The sequence below is a fragment of the Bradyrhizobium sp. PSBB068 genome, from assembly GCA_016839165.1.
GTDB lineage: Bacteria > Pseudomonadota > Alphaproteobacteria > Rhizobiales > Xanthobacteraceae > Bradyrhizobium.
On sequence record CP069300.1, the window covers coordinates 3,219,766 to 3,238,745 of the forward strand.

Below are 18,980 nucleotides of genomic sequence, written 5' to 3' on the forward strand. Positions count from 1 at the left end.
CTCTCGCTTCAAATGCTGACGTGGAGCAAACTCAATTGGGCCCACCAAACTCAGGTTGAGCTTCGTACTCGGAGCGGCGGCGGCGGACATCTAGTCAGTATAGCGCAGGTTAGTATTCCATGTTTGCGTGCCGTTCCCACTCGTGTCCCCACCTATCGACGAAGGCAGTCAAAGCGTGTTCGGACTTGATTGCCTTGGCATAATCCAGCCTCGACGCGGGGTCACATGCCGGATCGACGCCGGCGTCAATCAGCCTGTGCGCCCGCTTGACCGGTCCGCCGGACATGTACTCATCGAATCTGTCGAACAGATCGCAAACCGATTCAAAGAGTGCCTCGTCGACTGGCAAATTAGCGAACCGCACGCTGTGCTTGATCGCACTAAAATTGGCGGGGACGTTACCGATGCCGGGAATGTAAATTTGCATCCAGCCCATGTCGTTTTCGACTCCGCCGTGCGAAAATGGATTCCGGACTCTTTCTTTGAGCGAACGCAGTTCAGCATAGAGTTTCTTGAATGTCTTGTCGCTCTCGGCGTCGAGCACGGCCTTCAGCTTCTCGTCCCATTTTTTCGACATGCGCGCGAACACCGAATCCGTGCTGTCACTTGGCAGAAATGCGATGAGCAGGATCGCTTGATGCTCGAGCCGGCTAAAAAAAGCGTCGATCATCGCCGTTGCGTTGAAGAATCCGGCTACCTGATGCTTCCGGACGCGGTTTAAGTCCGATGTCAACATGGATGACAGAGAATCTAGCGACTTGCGGGTGGCTTTGGACGCACCTGGTTTCGAGGGCTTTCGACGCGCGCGCTTGTATGCCGTTTGCGCTTGTCCGCGGAAGAAGCGGTACCTTATGTCGAATTCTGCATACCTGTTTGCTATCACAAAGTTGTCAGCTTCGATTTCCTGCTTTGCCAGCGGCTCGATCAATCTTTCGACGGCCTGAGCGGCCTTTTGCAACTGTCCCTCGAGCCGGGACAGGAGCGCCCCCGCGAGCTCGGGGTCATGCGAGATTGAGAAGCCGAACTTACGAAGTGAGACGGAAGCACGCTTGCCGAGAAAGTCGAAATATACCGTCCACCGGCATTTCTCTTCAGGACCCGACCAAGGTAGGCCGAGCAAGCGAAGCGCGAACAAGAGAAGTTCTGGAACTGGAAAATCCGCAGGGGAGGGTCTGTAGGTGGAAGCCGAGAAGTCGATGTAACCGCTAGAGGCAGGGGGTGTCAGCCCCTTTGTCAGCTTTAGCAGCCGCTGCTTGGTAGCTTCGATTGCGCTGTCTCGTTCTTTTTCATCAGACATGGCGGCTCAGGACCTGCGAGTAGTTGCCCTTGCAGGGGGTCTTTCGCCGGACTGTTCCCGTCGCGAATGAGGTCGTCCTGCCGCTGCGACGATGCTTCCCGCGAAAGAAATGTTCGCCGCGTCGCTATCCGTAAAATCCAATCCCGCCGCGCGAATGCGTTTAGACCATGCCCGCGCGAGATCGTGTCCCGCCTCTGGAGTGAAATCGACGGGAACTCGCCAGGCTTTCGGGGCACCGACCTTGCAGACCATGATCGCGTCCCATGATATGGAGCGGTCCCTCTTGTGTAGCCGCGTGCCGCAGTCACCTAAAAGCGGAAAGGCACAGATGGGAATCACGCCGCTCGTCGCCATCGCATTCGCGAGAGCTTCCCATCCCCGGCCGTCTAGGTTCTGGTACGTGAAGACGATTCTGGCGTCGTCCTTGCACACGCGGCGAATTTCCTTGAACGCCTTCGTCATGCCGGTGGTGAAATGTTCGATCGCCGCAGGTGACTTCGATCCTGCCGCCAGTTGATGGGCGGGAAAGCCTTCAAGGCAGGAAGCGGAGATCAGGCCGAAGTGCACCATCCATGGAACGAAGAAGTGGCCGAGTTCAGAGTAAGAAATGTAGTCGAAGTAGGGAGGGTCGGTAAGGACCAAGTCGATCGCTCGGTCGCGTAGGTGGGACATGTCCTGCGCATCTGCGCACCGTAAGTCCCACGACCCGGACGCTTGGTCTTCGACGGGACGGACCGATCCGGCCCGCGTAGGTTCTTGAGGAACAAGCAAGGCGGCCGCGGCCCGCTGAACGGATCGCACAGCGTTGGGAAATGTACCGCGCCCGTTTCTTCGGAGCCAAGGATTGATCTCGACAGGCCTGGCAATGTGCCTGAACGCCCGGATCGAGAACAGGGGGCTGAGCCTGCGCCAGTCGCCGGCGTACCCGCAGAGGAGGTTGTTGGTCGTCAGGTGGTCGGAAAAGGCTATCGCGAAGGCTTCGCGCACGGGCCCCTCCAGCTTTTCGATCGCTTGGGCCAGCAGCGCGAGGTGAAGCTGCTGTCTTGCAGAGAACAGGTCCGAGTAATTGACGTAGCCGTAGCGGAAAAGCCTGTCATCGATCCGCCCCACGCGCGGAATAGGCGAGGGTGGAATGATATTGGGTGACTGCGCCTTCAAAGCAGCGAGAGCTCTCGCAGCGTTAGAGTACATTCTGCGGTCGAAATCCGTCGCAGTTCTGATCGTTCGTTCGTTTCCAATGTAACGCCGCTCCACGCCATCCGGGATAACCTCCACGGCGAAAAGTTCGAACGTCGGCCGCATGGTCGTCGTCGTGGCCTCGTCAATGAGCTTCTGTCGATGACCGCACGACGGGCAAACCGCGGTCCCGGAATCCACGTGCCCATCTTCGCAAGTCGTTCGTACGCCACAGGCGCACCGACCGGTCTTCGATCCGAACTTGTTGCAGATAATGCTGCTGCATTCCCGGCATGCGATCCACTGCTTGCCAATTCGGACGTCGGAGCCGAGGCGGAATTTTGGATGCGCGTGGAATTGATGAGAGCAGTGATCGCACGATACTGATTGGACCCAGAATGCATGCAGCAGGAGTTGTTTTTGCCCGCTCGCATCCTTCGCGCGATAATAGGGCGCGAGCCGGGCACCGATGTCGGCGCACAGGGCGTCAAGCACGGGTTCGAGCGGTGGCAGCGTTCGCAGGCGTCCCTGAAAGGACGATATTGCCGTCGCGACGGGCTCGACGTCGAGCCCGTGGATGTCGGCGCCGAGGCGCGAAGCTTCCATGACCATCACGCCGCCGCCAAGAAACGGGTCCAGAACCTTCAAGCCTTTGTACGACGGGCCTTGATAATACGACTTCCAAAATGACTCGCCGGAGGGCGTGCCGGCGGCCACCAGCAACGATCGGGCCGTCACCGCCAGACGTCGGGCGAACCACTTATGCGACTGATAGACGTCCCGGGGGCGGACGCTTTCGCGATAAGCGAGGCGGGCGAGCCCGATAAGCGGGACGTCTCCGTCGTCCAGCAACGATCGTTTCGGCAGTTCATTACTCATCGGGTACGCAACTCGCACTCGCCCAGACCCGGCAGCGATATTGGAACGGATCGCTGCAAGAAGCCATCGGCATAATGTTTGATGAGGCGGGACTGATGGAGGGCCACCTTGTCGGTCGGAAGGTGATCCAACAATCTGCGGCTCATAATGGCGATGAACTTGGCCTTGGCGCGCGATGCCGTGACGTTGAACCGATTGAGTTGGAACAGGAAAGTTTCCTCCGCCGCGATCTGATCCTTATCACCCAGACCGAAGCTGGCGATCATCACGGTCTTTTCCTGTCCCTGGAAACGCTCGACCGTGTCGACGGCGGCGAAGATTTCATTGGCGTCGACACGTCCCGCGAGTTCGGCGGCCAGCCTTTCGAAGACGGCGGCCTGCTGTGCCCGATGGGGCGTCACGATGCCGACGCCCTTACGAAAGAAGTCGACGGGGGACAAAGGTGCCGCGTTCGCGGCGTCGATGTTCATCAATCGGCTCTCGAACAATGCTAAGACCAGGCTGGCAACGAGGTCAGCCTCTTCCTGGTTGCGTTGGCTACTGAAACGGTCGTTATGGATGACGGCTGTCAGTGGTTTGCCGGGGTCGAGGGTCTGTGCATAGGCCGGCGACCAGATCAGGCCAGCCGGCCACAACGCCGGCGCCTCCGGCGTCAAGGGAACTTCCGTCGCGAACCTCAGATCCTTGCTTTTATCGCTGGCGTGCAGATCCTGGTAGCCGGCGAGCCTGACGAAGTCGACAATCTCCGAATTCGAACGGAAACTGCGATCCAGCATGATCCGGTCAATCCCGGGGTCGGCTTGGCCGCGTCGTCGATAATGGCGGTAGAAATCGAATATCGAGCCGACGAGATGCTCGGCGCCGACGGGCGGCTCGATGGGATGAATTGGGGCCATCTGCAGGTCGTCGCCGACCACTGTTAGCCGCGCGCCGGGCGCGAGCTTGGTAAATGCGACGATGGCATGGGCGACATCGACCTGCGACGCTTCGTCGATCAGCACGAGGTCGAACAGGGGAGCGATCACCGACCCGCCGAGCTTCGCGATCTGCTCGACCGTGCTTGCGACCAGGACGAGCGAGTCTCGCGCAGAGAGAGCGGCTTCCAGGTCCTGACGATCCGGCGCCCCCCGATCATTCATCGGTAGCACAAACCGTTGAAGCTCGGGCGCGACCGACTCGAGGGATCCCGCACCCGAAGCGAGACGCACCAGGCGTATCCGGTCGGTGATACCCAACCGGGCAAGCAGTCCCGGGAGTCTTTTGGCGACGTGATCGATGGCGACCCACGTGAAGCCGGTGACTGCGATACGCAGGCCGGCGCCGGTGTCGGCCGCATGTTTCAGGGAAGACGCGAGGTACGCTTGCGCCGTAGCGCTCTTGCCGGTTCCTGGCGGTCCCCACCAGATCGCCAATTGGCGTTGAACGGAGCGTTCGATAGCCTCGCTTTGCTTCGGTGTGATGTCCGGAGCTATTGAGCGGGCGATGGCGACCACATCAGCCGCGGACAGCCCGGTTGCCGTGCTCGCCGCCACGTCGGCGTTCCAAATGAAGGTTTCGGCCGGCACGCTCGCCGAGGCTCTGGGATTCAGCCGGCCGACATTGGCGATCCTCGCTTGAAACAAGGGGCGGCTGAGGGCCAACGGAGGATTTCTGATCCCGGGCGAACCCCACTGGCCGGTGCGGCCGGACAGCGCATCTCTCAGCCGGCGTGAAAAGAAATCAAGGACGACCGGATCGACCACACCGAAGCGCCCCTGACGCGGATTGAAATCGAGGTTCGCGATGCCCAACCGAATTGCCGTCTGAAGGAGCGCGGACGCCTCGATGATCAAGCGGCGGTTTGCCCTGTCGATCTTCCTGACCGAAACTCGCAGCGAAGCTCGCGCAGAATCCTGGTAGTCGCCGCCCTGGATCGGAAGCGTCTGTTGCAGAGCTGGAAACTGCGTCTTGAACCCGGCCGCTGTTTCGTGCTGAACCTGCGCCAGCAGGTCCTCGGGCGCGAACGAGAGGAGAAAGTCACCATCCTTAATGCGGACCTCGCGCGATGCCTCCCTGAGTTCGAAGGCATAGACCGAGGGATTGGCGATCGAGTTTCCGAGTCCATAGTGCCGAAGGCATACAGCGCGTTCTTCTCCGATCAATGTTCTATCGACTCGGGCGCTCATGAAGCGGGCTTCACGCTCATGGGCAGGCATCGCCAGCAGCAGGTCATTCTCAAGTTTCTGTGCGGCCTGCATCAGGCGTGTGTGCTGATACAGCATCTGACCATCGAAGCCGACGCCGGTCAGTGGTTGTTCAGGCCTGAATATCTCGCCGACCGTTGGCGCTTCTGCGCTGAGCGTGTCGCGCAGACGGCGACTGATGCCGTCGACGATCCACGATAGCGCCCGCAGTTTGTCGCGTACGACGCGTCTCGTTTGCTCCTGATGCCACTGAAAGTCCTGCGATCGGAACGGCGACTTCCTTTGCCAGATCTCACTGCCGCGCTCCGACGGAATCTGGTCTGAGAGGGGGTCGAGGTAGAACTTGTTGACGTTGAATGCCCAAGTCGATCCGTCGGTCCGGGCGCGGCGGTCGGCGTCTAGGTCGTTGGCCAGGCTAACCAGACCGTAGTGATGGGGGACCGCCGCCGCGACGAGGCTGTTCACGATCTCAGAGACGATCGTGAGCGGGGACGACACGCTGGTGTACCTGGCGTCCTCGAGTACGGTTTCTGCCGGAAACAGCCAGGACATTGGGCTGACGTCGGTGCCTCCGATGCGAACGGGAGCTTGCACGATATCGAGATGCCTGCCCATGATGCGGCAAAGGTGATTGAAGACCAGTCGATCCCAGATATAGAACTGGATCGTGACGTCTCGCTTGTTGGGATCGAACAGCCGATAGCCCGCCAGCGTATCGGCCCGCGCGCGGGCGATATCCTGCATCATGAACTCGAGCCACTGACGCAGGATCTCTCCCTCGGCGTCAACCGAACGCTCCAGGACCAACAAGGCGCGGTCGCGATTGGTGAACGCTCTGCCATAGCCCGCATTTGCGGTACGTGGTGCGTTCGGCACGCCGTAGGAGATGTTGTATCCGAACGCGAATGTCAGGCCCGATCCGACGTCAAAGTCCGCGGAAATGTTGACGCGGATGTCGGAGAAGCTTGGCAAGACGGCCGATGTGCCGGCTCGATCCGGTATGGCTGCGGGCAGGGTGTTCACCAAAGTCAAACCGCGCGCGACGAGCACTGTTCGCTTTGCGCGGAGGGTTTGATGCGATTCGAAGACGATGTTGCCCGCCGATGCTGCTGAAAGGCTTTGAACATTCGCGATCCCGCCTTCGAGAAGCTTGCCGCGCGCACCCTCGGTCAGGCCGGCCACGCGGCTGGGATGGTCCAGGTCCTTTGCCATAGTCCAACAGTAGGCCGACTGTGCCTGTTGGGCGCGCGCCGGCGGGGTCGGGATCGCCGCGGCGGCATCCTCCTCGGTCGACCATTTGTAGCCGAGATAATCGCAACCGGAGCATCGGTGATCGACATGCCATGGCAGGTCGCGCCAATCCGGTTCGCTCAGGATCTTGCGTAGGTCGTGTCGCAAGAATCTGGCGACGCGCCCCAGAACGACCTCCGGCGGCATCGTTTCCAGGTCAACGGCCAAGGCAGCCAAGTATTTCTCCTGATGCCGGTCCGTTACGTGATCCTTCACGTCCTGGCGCAACTGGATTTCGATACTGGACGCGTCGTGGCGGCCTGGCCAGATTGCGGCTTCTGCGAGGACGAAGAAGCGGTCGCTGAGACCATTGGCGTCCAACCAGCCCGCCAGCGTCATTCCGTAATAGGCGAGCTCCGAGAAATGGGCGGGCGATGCCTCGCCTGAGATCTTCACGTCGATCACTTTCAGCCCGAACCTGTCGTCGACAACGGGCGTGATCGCGCCGTCGATCAAGATGGCGCGGCGCCGTCCGCCGCTGGGAGGTACGACGTGAATGATGTCCGGACGGACCGCTGAGAATTCGAGGTGGTTGGCCCCGTTGAACGCTTTGCCATCGGCGAGATCGGAGAGCCCGTGGGCAGCCACGAAGGCTGGAGTGACCTGATACTCCGCCTCGATCAGCAACTGGTTCGCGACGACGCTGGGAAGGTGATCGCGAAGCAGAATGGTGCCGAATGCACGCTCTTCGCCCTCCGTAAACGCGGTAGGAGCCCCGTGGATCACCAAATGCGGTAGCACCTCAGACAGTTCGGCAAACTTCTGCCGCTCGTGATTTCGGCCGGCTTGGGTGATAAGCGCGAAACCCGGACGAGCTGCATCCCGTTCGGGTGCTCCGGCCGCTGCGCGATCGGCTGCGGTGCTGTAGAGATCGAGTCGAAGGCGTCGTTGGCAATCCGTCCGGATGTATTGCGAAATGGCTCGCTTTCCCAGTCGGTACACCACGTTGTCGCTCCGGTTGACGGTGGGAGCAGCAGCAACCCGACCACCCGATGCGATCTATTCAGCGGGAAGTAGATTTGGTCAACAAGGCATTGGTCGATAACAAATATTGTTCACAAATGCAGTGCGGGACGTGTGCGGTCAGGCCCAAGGACGCCGGCTTCGCTGGTATCTGAACTCGGGTTCGAAGAAGTCTCGGGCGCTCAATTTCCGCCGCAGCACCGGAATGCTCTGCCCCTTCACCGGCACGTGTCCCAAAGTGTATTTTTGGGCGTGGACCAATGAATTCACGTCGTGAGCCTTGATTTGCTGCCAGAGGAAGTCGGCAAGGCGTCGCGACAACCCGACCTCCCAATCGACAAGGAGTCGAAGCGTCCTCGCGATGGCGCCGAGTGGGTTGGGGTTTTCCTCGAGATTGATGGTCACCACGCCGCTGTGGATCCGGTCGAAGTAATCGATGCTGCAGTGCAGCGCACTCTCCGCCGGGATATAGACCGCGGCATCCCAATCGAAAAAGGTGGTCTTCGTCAGGTCTGCCAGTCCCGATGCCCCGACCAAACCTTCCTTGATGGCCCAAGTGTCGTGAAGGGCCCAAACGTCGAATTTCACATGACGACCGCTCAGGCGGTAACCCCCGAAACGATTGCGCTCGGCACGGCAGCCGGCGACGGCCTTGGCCAGCCCTTCGGTATCGCCGTCGACCACCAGGTCGATATCGGAGGCGAAGGCTTCGCTGCCCGACCTGGCGATGTCACGCACCATACCGCCGAAGATACCGACCTTGCCGACCGTGCTCAGCCGTTGAATCAATTCCCCAGCCTCGACGCCGCGCGCGTCGGACTTGAGGAAGGTATTTATCCTTCGTCCCAGTTCTCGTTCGTTGCGGGCGAGGGCCTGCATCGTCATCCCTTCAACGAAACCAGCTTGCGACAAAGCTCAACAGCGAACGAATCGGTCATGCCGGAGATCATGTCGGTCATCAGCTGAAGTTCTCGATAACGCATAGGCATTTCCGACATCTGCGCAGCGCGCCGGTAATTTTCCGAGATGCGCGAATAGACATAGGCATCGTAGGGCTTCGTGCCACGGGGGTTCACGAAATCTTCGGCACCCCGGTTCCGGATGGCCTGCCAAAACGCGTCCATCAACGCGTGAATGGTGCGGTGCCCCTCCAACTCGACCTCGATCACGCTGCGATGGGAATAGACGTGCTCCCGAGCGAAGCCTTTCAGGGCTTTCCAAAGGGCCTCGGAGCGCGATCCTGCCAACAGCTCGCCGTGGAATTTTCCGGCCATGATTGTATCGCGATTCGCGACGAAAGCGGCAGTCACGGCATTGACCATAAGGCCGATAGCTTGGACCCGCAGCATCTGCATCGAGATGTCGGAGAGCTCGGCTCCGGACAATTGGGATTGGCGGTAGTCAATCTCACGGTTTCGGGATTGCTCACAGATATCAAGGATTTGCGGGTCATCTTTAGCGTCGTGGTTCAAGGAAGCGATCAAGTCGTGGAACGAGATCAGGCCCTTCTTGGCAGCATCTTCCAGGTCCAAAACCGAATAGGCGATGTCGTCGCAGGCTTCCATCACAAGGGTCAGGGGGTGGCGCACGCCTTCTTGAAGGCCGGTGTTCCGCCACACTTCGTCGACGATCTTTGCCTCCGACTGGAAGAAATTGAACTTCTTCCGCGATTGGATCTTTTTGTCGATCTTGCTGGACGGGACGGGATATTTCATGAGAGCCGCGAGGGCGGCGTAGCTCATGTTGAGACCGTAGCCATCATTGATGATCTGGAGCCGAGTCAGCAGACGGAGCGCCTGCGCATTGCCCTCGAACTTCTCGAAATCCCGCCGCTGGGCAGCAGTGAGGTTGGCGCCGGCGAAAATGTCGAACGAGTTCTGATCCTTTCCCTTGGGTACGGAGTGGCCCGCGATCCAGGATTGCATGGCATCTTCGCCTTGGTGACCAAACGGAGGGTTCCCGAGGTCGTGGGCGAGGCCGATCGCGCCGAGCAGCGACGGCACCGAACGAGCGGCATCCGGAATGGCTGCCAAGCCGAGCTCTTCCCCGTGATTGTAGACGAGGGTCGTGCCAATGCTCCGCGCAAGGTTCGCGACCTCGTGGCTGTGCGTCAAACGAGTCCTGACGCTGTCGTTGCGCTCCAGCGGGAAGACCTGGGTCTTGTCGGCGAGTCGTCGGACGGGCGTGGAAAAGAGCAGGCGATCATAGTCCCGTTCGAGGGGGATCCGCTGCTCTGGGCCCTTCTGCGGACTTGGTGCCGATGGTGGCTTACGCCGATGGCCGTTGAGCAGCTTTGCCCAATCCAACTTGCGCTGCGCTTTAGCCATCACAGCGCTCCCCGGTACGGAAACACGCACCTAAACATTCACTACAACCTATAGTATGAAATGAGCTTCACATGCTCGCAAAGATGTAAGAGCCCAATTCGTTCAGGAGCGATTCTGGTGAGCGGTCAGACACTGACTGGCAAGACGGGTCCGCCGACGATAACCATAGCAGGGACCGGCGGAATACGCACGCCCGGAATCTCCATTGGCCGACGTTTCCACCTGCTTTTTCAAGCTTTTAGACCAGAAACGATGATGGTTTCGGAATCGGCCGACGAGCTGCGGCGAGGCCGCCACAACTCGATCGTATCTTGCTGCTGCTGACCTATCCCAATGACTGGATACGCTTCGCGATTTCATCAAAATCTGGCCAGAATGCCGGCTGATCGAATTTATGGTCCAGGCAAATTCCGTCGATGACGTCGGCCAGATCGTCTCCAGAAAGGCGGGTGGCCCGGGAACTGACGATCCGAACGGACACTGCGAAGGCCTGGTTCGCCTCATCGACGATGCGCCGCCAGATTTCTCGGCGCCCGATCCCTTTTTCCAGATGATTTTCGCCTTCGAACTCCCCGAAGAACGTATCCTTTTTCAATTCCGTGATCACGTCGTCGCCGCTTCCGAAGTCGAAACGCCATCGGGGAAACGCAGCGGGCGTCGGCGGCGCGAACGGGGTGCTCCGATAAAGGTGATGATTCATTTTTCGAGCGGCAAGGATTTTATCGAGCACGGACGCCAGATCCTTCTCGGATTCGAAACGATCGTGCGTCGCATTTTCGAAATCAATTGCACTCACGGTGTACGCCACGCGAAACAGCGCCAAGGGCACTGAAAACGCTTCGCTGGTTTTGATCATTTGATCGGACGAAAGATAGGACATCGGCTTCTCTTGCTTGTTGAATATGAAAGGAGGGGGCGGTTGGCGAGAGGTCGACGGTGTAAAATCGCTTGCCGCATACTGCGCGCAGTGCGATCGTCACTATCGTCCGGGTGCAAAATCGGACTGGTTGTTCGTCGACCGAGTGCCCGTCTTTCCAGAGGCGGGCACTTTTCGGCTATTCGGTGATGATCGTCATTTCTGATGCTCCAGCTCGTAGCGTCCGACGGACGTTTGCCGGCTTTATTGAACACCCAGGCTGCAAAAGAGTCTTGATGCAATTTCGCGCGAAGGCGAAAAACATAGTGGTTTGAATCGCTTAGCAGGGCTGGACTTTTGCAGGTACTGCGAAACGGCGCTTCCGCGTAACGCCTTGTGTCGGATGCCACACGAAAAGCCGAGACCCCGACTCCGGACTTGCTGACTTGTTCTGTAGAGAGCCCTTCGGAAAGAAGACTCTGGAAGGGCCCGAGGCTCATGTGCGACTTCGCGGACCTGCACTGCCTGTACATCGAACGAATTCGACGGCCGTATCGGGGACGGTTCGCCACGATTGCCACCGCGATTCCGAGCAGCAGCCAAACCGGCCGATGTTCGCACTGTGGCGGCCAGCTTCGTGTCCACGGCAAGAAAAATACGACTTACCAGGACGTACCGGACCAAGGCGGGACTGTCGCTATCGTTGTCGAACGGCTCCGGTACCGCTGTGCGCTTTGCGGCACCACCTCGCTACAACCCGTCCCGGAGATGGATCATAAATTCCGCATGACCGAGCGATTGATCGATCGAATCCGCATGGAAGCGGTTCAACGTCCTTTTTCCACAATCGCAAAGGAGGTTGGGATCCATGAAAAGACGGTGCGTCGGATCGTTAGAGACCGGATTCCCGCGCTAACCGGGTCACGTTCGCGCGGACGACACGTGGTGGATTGACCCTGTCTACACAGAAGCTTCACGGCAGCCGTTTATACGGTCGTCGCTCGTCTTGGCGTTCGCGAGAGCCCATCAGGCGGACGTAAGTCGCCATGTCAGGGCGAAACGGTAGCCCGGCGTCCGAGGCGCACCTGAATGCTGTAGAAGATAATCAATCGGACCACACAAAAAGCCGACCGGCGGAGTGTGCCGTTCGGGCGTTCGTCAAGCGAAAAACATGGAAAACTAGGCGATGGCGGGAGATACGGTCAGTTACATCACACGAAAAGCCGAATGGCCGGGTTCGACGGCTTATCCGCGCTCTATGCGAGCACTACCGTTTCTCAGCGGAAATCGGCTCCCCCGCGCGCGACGCTGAAGATGCCGCAATCCTAACATCCCGTCGGTGGATCGCCTCCGAGGTCAAAGGTAAGCAAGATCTGCGGCTCGGAGCGACTTCGTGGTGTTCGCAGCGCTCGCGGATGAGTTCGGCGAGCGTGACGTAGCTCCGTCGGAAGGCGTCGATCTCGCTACGGGGAACGCGGCGACCTTGTGGCCGGCCCGTTTGCGGACGGTGGACTTCACGATGCCCCGCTTCAGCAGGATCTGGGCGGCTGCTTCTTCAGGTCGACCTGCCTCACGAATTCGTTGACCGAGAGCGTGTCCGGATCAAGGCCTGGATGGCGGCATCGACCTTGGAGAACTTGACGAGGATCGACGGGAAATCGCGCTTTCCACACGATATGCCGAAGGCGAGCCAACTAGCGGGAGTTCAGACCTTCCGCGACGCCATATGTCTCGTAAAGATCTCAGTATGGGTCAAATCGATGCCGGCATGGACCGAAACGGCCTCCGGAGAAGGGAGGCGCCATGCCGAGTCGCCGGCGAGGAACGCGGTCGCGAACAGACCCGCCTGCCACGCCGACGAACACGCTCCTACGACCCGCTCGAAGCAGGGCCGCGGCCGGCCCAAATGTTCGAGAAGGACAGCCGCGTGCAGGGTCGCATTTCCCAGACCGCGGGCGATGAGGAATCGAGCCTCTCCGTCTCCTAAGAACGCTCGGTGTCGGACGTGCCGCGGCACCATGAGGACGATCTCGGTTCCGTCAAAGGTGGGCCGGCAAGATTCGGCGGGCAGTTCCTCATTTGAGACGATTTCGAGCCGAAAACGTCGCGTGCCCGACATCGTCCAGAGCTCCTCGGCCGCCTCCAAGCAGCCCAGAAGGTCGATCCGATCGGCATTGTGTCTAGCCAACTGGTGCCGTTGCGCTTTCGCGATCTCCCAAATCTCGGACGAGTCCAGGGCTGGGACACGGAACACTTCTCGCATTTCTTCTTCCCTTTCGACGCCAACAGGGCGTTCATTCCCAGATCATCGAGTTGGAATCGAACTCGCCGGCGGTTGCTTCGAACCGCCGGCGAGGGAATAGTTTTCTTCAGGCAAACAAGTGTGTGTCGAACGGTCACTGAAGTATGCGGGATGGACAAGTATCCGCAGACTTCACAGCTGTCTGGTTCCGCTCACGAACACCCCGTCGTGCTGCCGCACGTATCGCACTTCATGCAGGTCCCGTTCCGCACCAGCGTGAAGTTGCCGCACTCCGAGCACATCTCGCCCTCATAGCCCTTGGCCTTGGCTTCGGCGCGACGCTCCGCCTTGGATGGGGCGGCGGCTGCGGCGCTGCCGGGCTTGCTCCACTGTTGCAGGGCCTCGAGCTTCTCGGTGGGCGAGAGGTCGTGGCTGACTTCCTGCTTCAGGGCGACGGCGCCTTCGATGGTGTCGGAGACGCCGCGTCCGGTTGCGCCGTGCGAGGCCAGTGAGGTCACGCGGTTGCCGCCGGCGGGGGCGTTGTCGGCGTTCTGGCTCACCGCGGCCGAGCCGCCGCGCATGATGACGAGGTTGTCGGTGCGCGAGCGGGTCAGGCCACGCGACAGATACTTCGTCGCGTGGTGGTGCGGAGCCTCTTCCGGCTGCTCCTTGCCTTCCTCGACGCCCTTGCCGAGCGCGTCGAAGCCACTCTCGTTCGGATCGACATGGGCGAGGTCGAAGCGCGACATGTAGCTCACCGCGAGCTCGCGGAAGACATAGTCGAGGATCGAGGTCGCGTATTTGATCGAGTCGTTGCCCTGCACCGGGCCCGCGGGCTCGAAGCGGGTGAAGGTGAAGGCGTCGACATACTCTTCCAGCGGCACGCCGTATTGCAGACCGAGCGACACCGCGATCGCAAAATTGTTGATGAAGGAGCGCAGCGCCGCGCCTTCCTTGTGCATGTCGATGAAGATCTCGCCGAGCCGGCCGTCGTCATATTCGCCGGTGCGGAGATAGACCTTGTGGCCGCCGACCACAGCCTTCTGGGTGTAACCCTTGCGGCGATCCGGCATCTTCTCGCGCTCGCGCATCACGACGATGCGCTCGACCAGCTTCTCGACGATCTTCTCCGAGACCTGGGCGGCACGCGCCGCCATCGGCTTCTCGTAGAGCGCTTCCACCGCATCGTCCTCGTCCTCATCGTCGGAGATGAGCTGCGAGTTGAGCGGCTGCGACAGCTTGGAGCCGTCGCGGTACAGCGCGTTGGCCTTCAGCGCCAGCTTCCACGACAGCAGGTAGGCGGACTTGCAGTCCTCCACCGTGGCGTCGTTCGGCATGTTGATTGTCTTGGAGATCGCGCCCGAGATGAACGGCTGCGAGGCCGCCATCATCCGGATGTGGCTCTCGACCGAGAGATACCGCTTGCCGATCTTGCCGCAGGGATTGGCGCAGTCGAACACGGGGTAGTGCTCGGCCTTCAGGTGCGGCGCACCTTCCACCGTCATCGCGCCGCAGATGTGCACGTTGGCAGCTTCGATCTCGCGCTTGGTGAAGCCGACCGTCTGGAGCAGGTCGAAGCCGGGGGCCGCGATCGCCTCGGCACCGATGCCGAGCTGGTCGCGGATGAAGTCCTCGCCAAAGGTCCACTTGTTGAAGGCGAACTTGATGTCGAACGCGGTCGGCAGCGCCTTTTCGACCTTGGCGATGGCTTCGTCGGTGAAGCCTTTTGCCTTGAGGGTCGAGGCGTTGATCCCGGGTGCATTGGACAGCGAGCCGTGGCCGACGGCGTAGGCCTCGATCTCGGCGATCTCGCTCTCGCGATAGCCGAGCGCGCGCAGCGCCGACGGCACCGCCTGGTTGATGATCTTGAAGTAGCCGCCGCCGGCGAGCTTCTTGAACTTGACCAGCGCGAAATCAGGCTCGATGCCGGTGGTGTCGCAATCCATCACGAGGCCGATGGTGCCGGTCGGCGCCACGACGGTGGTCTGGGCGTTGCGATAGCCGTTGACCTCGCCGAGCGCCAGCGCGTCGTCCCACGCCAGCTTGGCGTGCGCGACGATGTCTCCTTGCGGGCACGAGGCGTGATCGAGCGGCACCGGGTTGACCGCGAGCGCCTCGTAACCACCGGCATTGCCGTGGGCTGCGCGGCGGTGGTTGCGGATCACGCGCAGCATGTGCGCGGCGTTCTTCTTGTATCCCGGGAAGGTGCCGAGCTCGGCCGCCATCTCCGCCGAGGTCTTGTAGGAGATGCCGGTCATGACCGCGGTCAGCGCGCCGCACAGCGCGCGGCCTTCCTTGCTGTCATAGGGCAGGCCCATGGTCATCAAGAGACCGCCGATATTTGCAAAACCGAGGCCGAGGGTGCGGAACTCGTAGGACAGCTCGGCGATCGCCTTCGACGGGAACTGGGCCATCATGACCGAGATTTCGAGCACGATGGTCCAGAGCCTGCAGAGATGCTCGTAGGACTCGACGTCGAACCGCTTGGTGGACGAGTTGTAGAACGTCAGCAGATTGGCGGAAGCGAGGTTGCACGCCGTGTCGTCCAGGAACATGTATTCCGAGCACGGATTGGAGGCGCGAATGTCGCCGGACGCCTTGCAGGTGTGCCAGTCGTTCATGGTGGTGTTGAAGTGCAGGCCGGGATCGGCGGAGGCCCAGGCGGCGTAACCGATCTTCTCCCAGAGGTCGCGGGCCTTCAGCGTCTTCGTCACCTTCTTCGTGGTGCGGCCGACCAGATTCCAGTCGCCGTCGGTTTCCACCGCGCGCAGGAAATCATCCTTCAGCGACACCGAATTGTTGGAGTTCTGGCCGGAGACGGTGAGGTAGGCCTCCGAGTCCCAGTCGGTGTCGTAGATGTCGAACGAGATCTCCTTGTAGCCCTGCTTGGCGAACTGGATGACGCGCTTGATGTAGTTGTCGGGCACGAGGTTGCGGCGGGCGAGCTTGATCTCGCGGCGGAGCGCCGGGTTCTTCTCGGGATCGAAGCAATCGTCGCCAGAGCCTTCGCAGTTGACGCAGGCCTTCATCACGGCCTTGAGGTGCTTCTGGTTGATCTTGGAGCCGGTGACGAGCGCTGCGACCTTCTGCTCCTCCTTCACCTTCCAGTCGATATAGGTCTCGATATCGGGATGGTCGGCATCGACCACGACCATCTTGGCGGCGCGGCGGGTGGTGCCGCCCGACTTGATCGCGCCGGCGGCACGGTCGCCGATCTTCAGGAAGCTCATCAGGCCCGACGAGCGGCCGCCGCCGGAGAGCTTTTCGCCTTCGCCGCGCAGGCTGGAGAAGTTGGAGCCGGTGCCGGAGCCATACTTGAACAGGCGCGCCTCGCGCACCCAGAGGTCCATGATGCCGCCCTCGTTGACGAGGTCGTCGCCGACGCCCTGGATGAAGCAGGCATGCGGCTGCGGATGCTCATAGGCCGACTTCGATTTTGTCAGTTTGCCGGTCTTCCAGTCGACGTAATAGTGGCCCTGGCCGGGGCCGTCGACGCCATAGGCCCAGTGCAGGCCGGTGTTGAACCACTGCGGCGAGTTCGGCGCGACCATCTGCTTGGCCAGCTGGAAACGCAGCTCGTCGAAGAAGGCCAGCGCATCTTCTTCCGACGAGAAGTAGCCGCCCTTCCAGCCCCAATAGGTCCAGCAGCCGGCGAGGCGATCGAACACCTGTTTTGCGCTGGTCTCGCCGACGATGCGCTCGTTCTCGGGCAGCGACGCCAGGGCCTCGGTGTCGGGCACCGAACGCCACAGCCACGACGGCACGGTCTCTTCCTCGACCTTCTTCAGGCGCGCGGCGACGCCGGCCTTGCGAAAGTACTTCTGCGCCAGCACGTCGGAGGCGACCTGCGACCAGAACTCCGGAACCTCGACGTTCTCGGCGCGGAACACGACCGAGCCGTCCGGATTGCGGATCTCTGAGGTGGTCAGGCGGAAATTGATCCCGGCGTAGGGAGATTGTCCGCTGGTGGTGTTGCGTCGTTCGATTCGCATGGTCGAGCCCCGTCACTTCTTCTGCCCGGTCCCGCGTTTTCCCGCAGGTTGCCGGAATGTTATCTGTTCGCGGAGTTCGGAACACGTGTGGGCACGCCTCCCGTCATCCGCAGCTCAGCCGGTGGATCCGGCCTGTTCTCTCATCCGCTCGGCGCCGGTTTGGCCCGGCCCGGCAGTGGCACGTTCCCGATGGCACCCGACTGGGTCGGTTCCTTCGGGTCATGCATTCAACGCCCCAAACGCTTCACGCGACACATCACGCGTACGCTTCTCGCGGGCCGGTTACGGCCTCTGTTTCCGGGTCCTTCTCGGCCCGTTCTGTCACTCCGACGGCGGCCCAAAATCAGGGCAGCAAAGCCCTTCACCCGCGGCCCGAAGGCCTGGCGGAGTGGTCATTTTGGAACCCTTGTGGGAGCGACCGGCGGGGACCCAAACACACTCGCGCCGAACAGGTTGGAAGCTAGGCCATGTCCGTCACGCCCGTCAAGGACTAGTACGAGTTTCTGAATCAAACACTAAATATGGTGGAGGGGAGGGGGATAACAGGGGGCGGTGCCGCGCCTGTGATCGCGCCAACTATCGGTGAGTCCTGAGGGATTCCCAAGCCAAAAAAATTCGTGGCGCCTGTGGATTGGCGTTTCGCCCCGCTGTTCACAGGCGAAGTTTTTATTCGCCGCGCCGGATTGAATTTTGGGGACTCACGTAGGCCTACGGGCAAACTACGGATCAGGCATGTCAGAGGCGTGATGGTCGGGCGACAAAATCGCGGGCAAGGTGCGGGCGACTCACATCCTTTCCACCCCCTTGCCGGGCTCCATGACAGATCCGAATCCCCCTGCGCGGACGCGCCTTGCGCCCGCCGGCCTGATGTTCCTCGCCATCACCTCGGTGGGCTGGGGATTCAACTGGCCGTCCACCAAATTTCTGCTCAGCGAGCTGCCGCCGCTGACCTTGCGCGGCGCTACCGGGGTGATCGGCGCCGTGCTGCTGGCCGTGCTGGCGCTGATCCGCGCCCAGAGCCTGCATGTCGAGGCCAGGATGTGGCCGCGGCTCGTGCTGTTTGCGTTGCTCAACGTCACCGGCTGGATGGTGCTGATGGGGCTCGCGCTGCTCTGGCTGCCGGCGAGCGAGACCGCGCTGATCGCCTACACCATGCCGGTCTGGGCTTCGCTGCTGGCCTGGCCGGTGCTCGGCGAACGACCGACGCTGCTGCGGACCATCGCGCTGGTGATGGCGTTCGCGGGGCTCGCCGCGATCATGGGCGGCAACGGTATTTCCGCAAGCAAGGAGAAGCTGCCGGGAATCATCATGGCGCTCGGCGGCGCGTTCGGCTTTGCGCTCGGCACCGTGCTGGCGAAGAAATATCCGCTGGTGATGCCGCCGATCCCCGCCGCGGCCTGGCAGATCGGCCTCGGCTGCGTGCCGATCGCCATCGTCGGCCTGCTGATCGAGACCACGCATATCGACCGCATCACCACCGTCGGCTGGTGGCTCCTGGTCTATTCGACGCTGATCCAGTTCTGCGTCGCTTACGTCGCCTGGTTTGCCGCGCTCGCGCGGCTGCCGGCTTCAGTCGCGGCGATCGGCACCATGGCGGTGCCCGTGATCGGCGTGATCGCCTCCGCAGTCGCGCTGCACGAGCCGCTCGGGCCGACCCAGATCATCGCGCTGCTGTTCACGCTGGCGGGCGTCGTGCTGGCGACAAGGTAGTTGTGCTTGCGGATTTTTCCCCGTCGTTGCGAGGCGCGCAGCGCCGCGGCAATCCATTGCCTCCA

Annotated in this window: 10 protein-coding genes; 2 read left to right on the forward strand and 8 right to left on the reverse strand. The window is 61.1% G+C overall.

From position 1 onward, the window contains the following. Positions 1–109 precede the first annotated feature (109 nt). The 6 genes from JQ507_14940 to JQ507_14965 form a co-directional block, all read right to left on the reverse strand. Positions 110–1,297, reverse strand: coding sequence for a hypothetical protein (locus JQ507_14940; GenBank protein QRI72676.1), 1,188 nt, complete (start codon positions 1,295–1,297; stop codon positions 110–112). A 6-nt stretch (positions 1,298–1,303) separates the two neighbouring features. Then, complete coding sequence (locus JQ507_14945; protein ID QRI72677.1) at positions 1,304–3,352, reverse strand: hypothetical protein; 2,049 nt, start codon at positions 3,350–3,352, stop codon at positions 1,304–1,306. Beyond that, complete coding sequence (locus JQ507_14950; GenBank protein QRI72678.1) at positions 3,349–7,770, reverse strand: ATP-binding protein; 4,422 nt, start codon at positions 7,768–7,770, stop codon at positions 3,349–3,351. Before JQ507_14950 ends, JQ507_14945 begins: the two co-directional genes overlap by 4 nt. Positions 7,771–7,908: 138 nt before the next feature. Then, on the reverse strand, positions 7,909–8,667 hold the full coding sequence (locus JQ507_14955; protein ID QRI72679.1) for a hypothetical protein: 759 nt from the start codon (positions 8,665–8,667) through the stop codon (positions 7,909–7,911). Between the two features lie 2 nt (positions 8,668–8,669). Continuing rightward, positions 8,670–10,115, reverse strand: coding sequence for a dNTP triphosphohydrolase (dgt, locus tag JQ507_14960; protein QRI72680.1), 1,446 nt, complete (start codon positions 10,113–10,115; stop codon positions 8,670–8,672). A gap of 325 nt (positions 10,116–10,440) precedes the next feature. Beyond that, on the reverse strand, positions 10,441–10,995 hold the full coding sequence (locus JQ507_14965; protein ID QRI72681.1) for a hypothetical protein: 555 nt from the start codon (positions 10,993–10,995) through the stop codon (positions 10,441–10,443). 474 nt (positions 10,996–11,469) lie between these two features. Here JQ507_14965 and JQ507_14970 point away from each other — a divergent pair, with 474 nt between their 5' ends. Continuing rightward, positions 11,470–11,925 carry a transposase family protein gene (locus JQ507_14970; GenBank protein QRI72682.1) on the forward strand — a complete coding sequence of 152 codons (456 nt, stop codon included), beginning with the start codon at positions 11,470–11,472 and terminating at the stop codon, positions 11,923–11,925. Positions 11,926–12,676: 751 nt separating this feature from the next. On the opposite strand, the gene JQ507_14975 is transcribed toward JQ507_14970, so the two are convergent. Both JQ507_14975 and JQ507_14980 read right to left on the reverse strand, forming a co-directional pair. Beyond that, the gene (locus JQ507_14975; GenBank protein QRI72683.1) at positions 12,677–13,234 is read right to left on the reverse strand and encodes a hypothetical protein; all 558 of its coding nucleotides are present in this window, start codon (positions 13,232–13,234) and stop codon (positions 12,677–12,679) included. 191 nt (positions 13,235–13,425) lie between these two features. Further along, the gene (locus JQ507_14980) at positions 13,426–17,205 is read right to left on the reverse strand and encodes a vitamin B12-dependent ribonucleotide reductase (protein QRI72684.1); all 3,780 of its coding nucleotides are present in this window, start codon (positions 17,203–17,205) and stop codon (positions 13,426–13,428) included. A gap of 816 nt (positions 17,206–18,021) precedes the next feature. Between JQ507_14980 and JQ507_14985 the strand changes: the two genes are divergently transcribed. Beyond that, positions 18,022–18,915 carry a DMT family transporter gene (locus tag JQ507_14985; GenBank protein ID QRI72685.1) on the forward strand — a complete coding sequence of 298 codons (894 nt, stop codon included), beginning with the start codon at positions 18,022–18,024 and terminating at the stop codon, positions 18,913–18,915. Positions 18,916–18,980 lie beyond the last annotated feature (65 nt).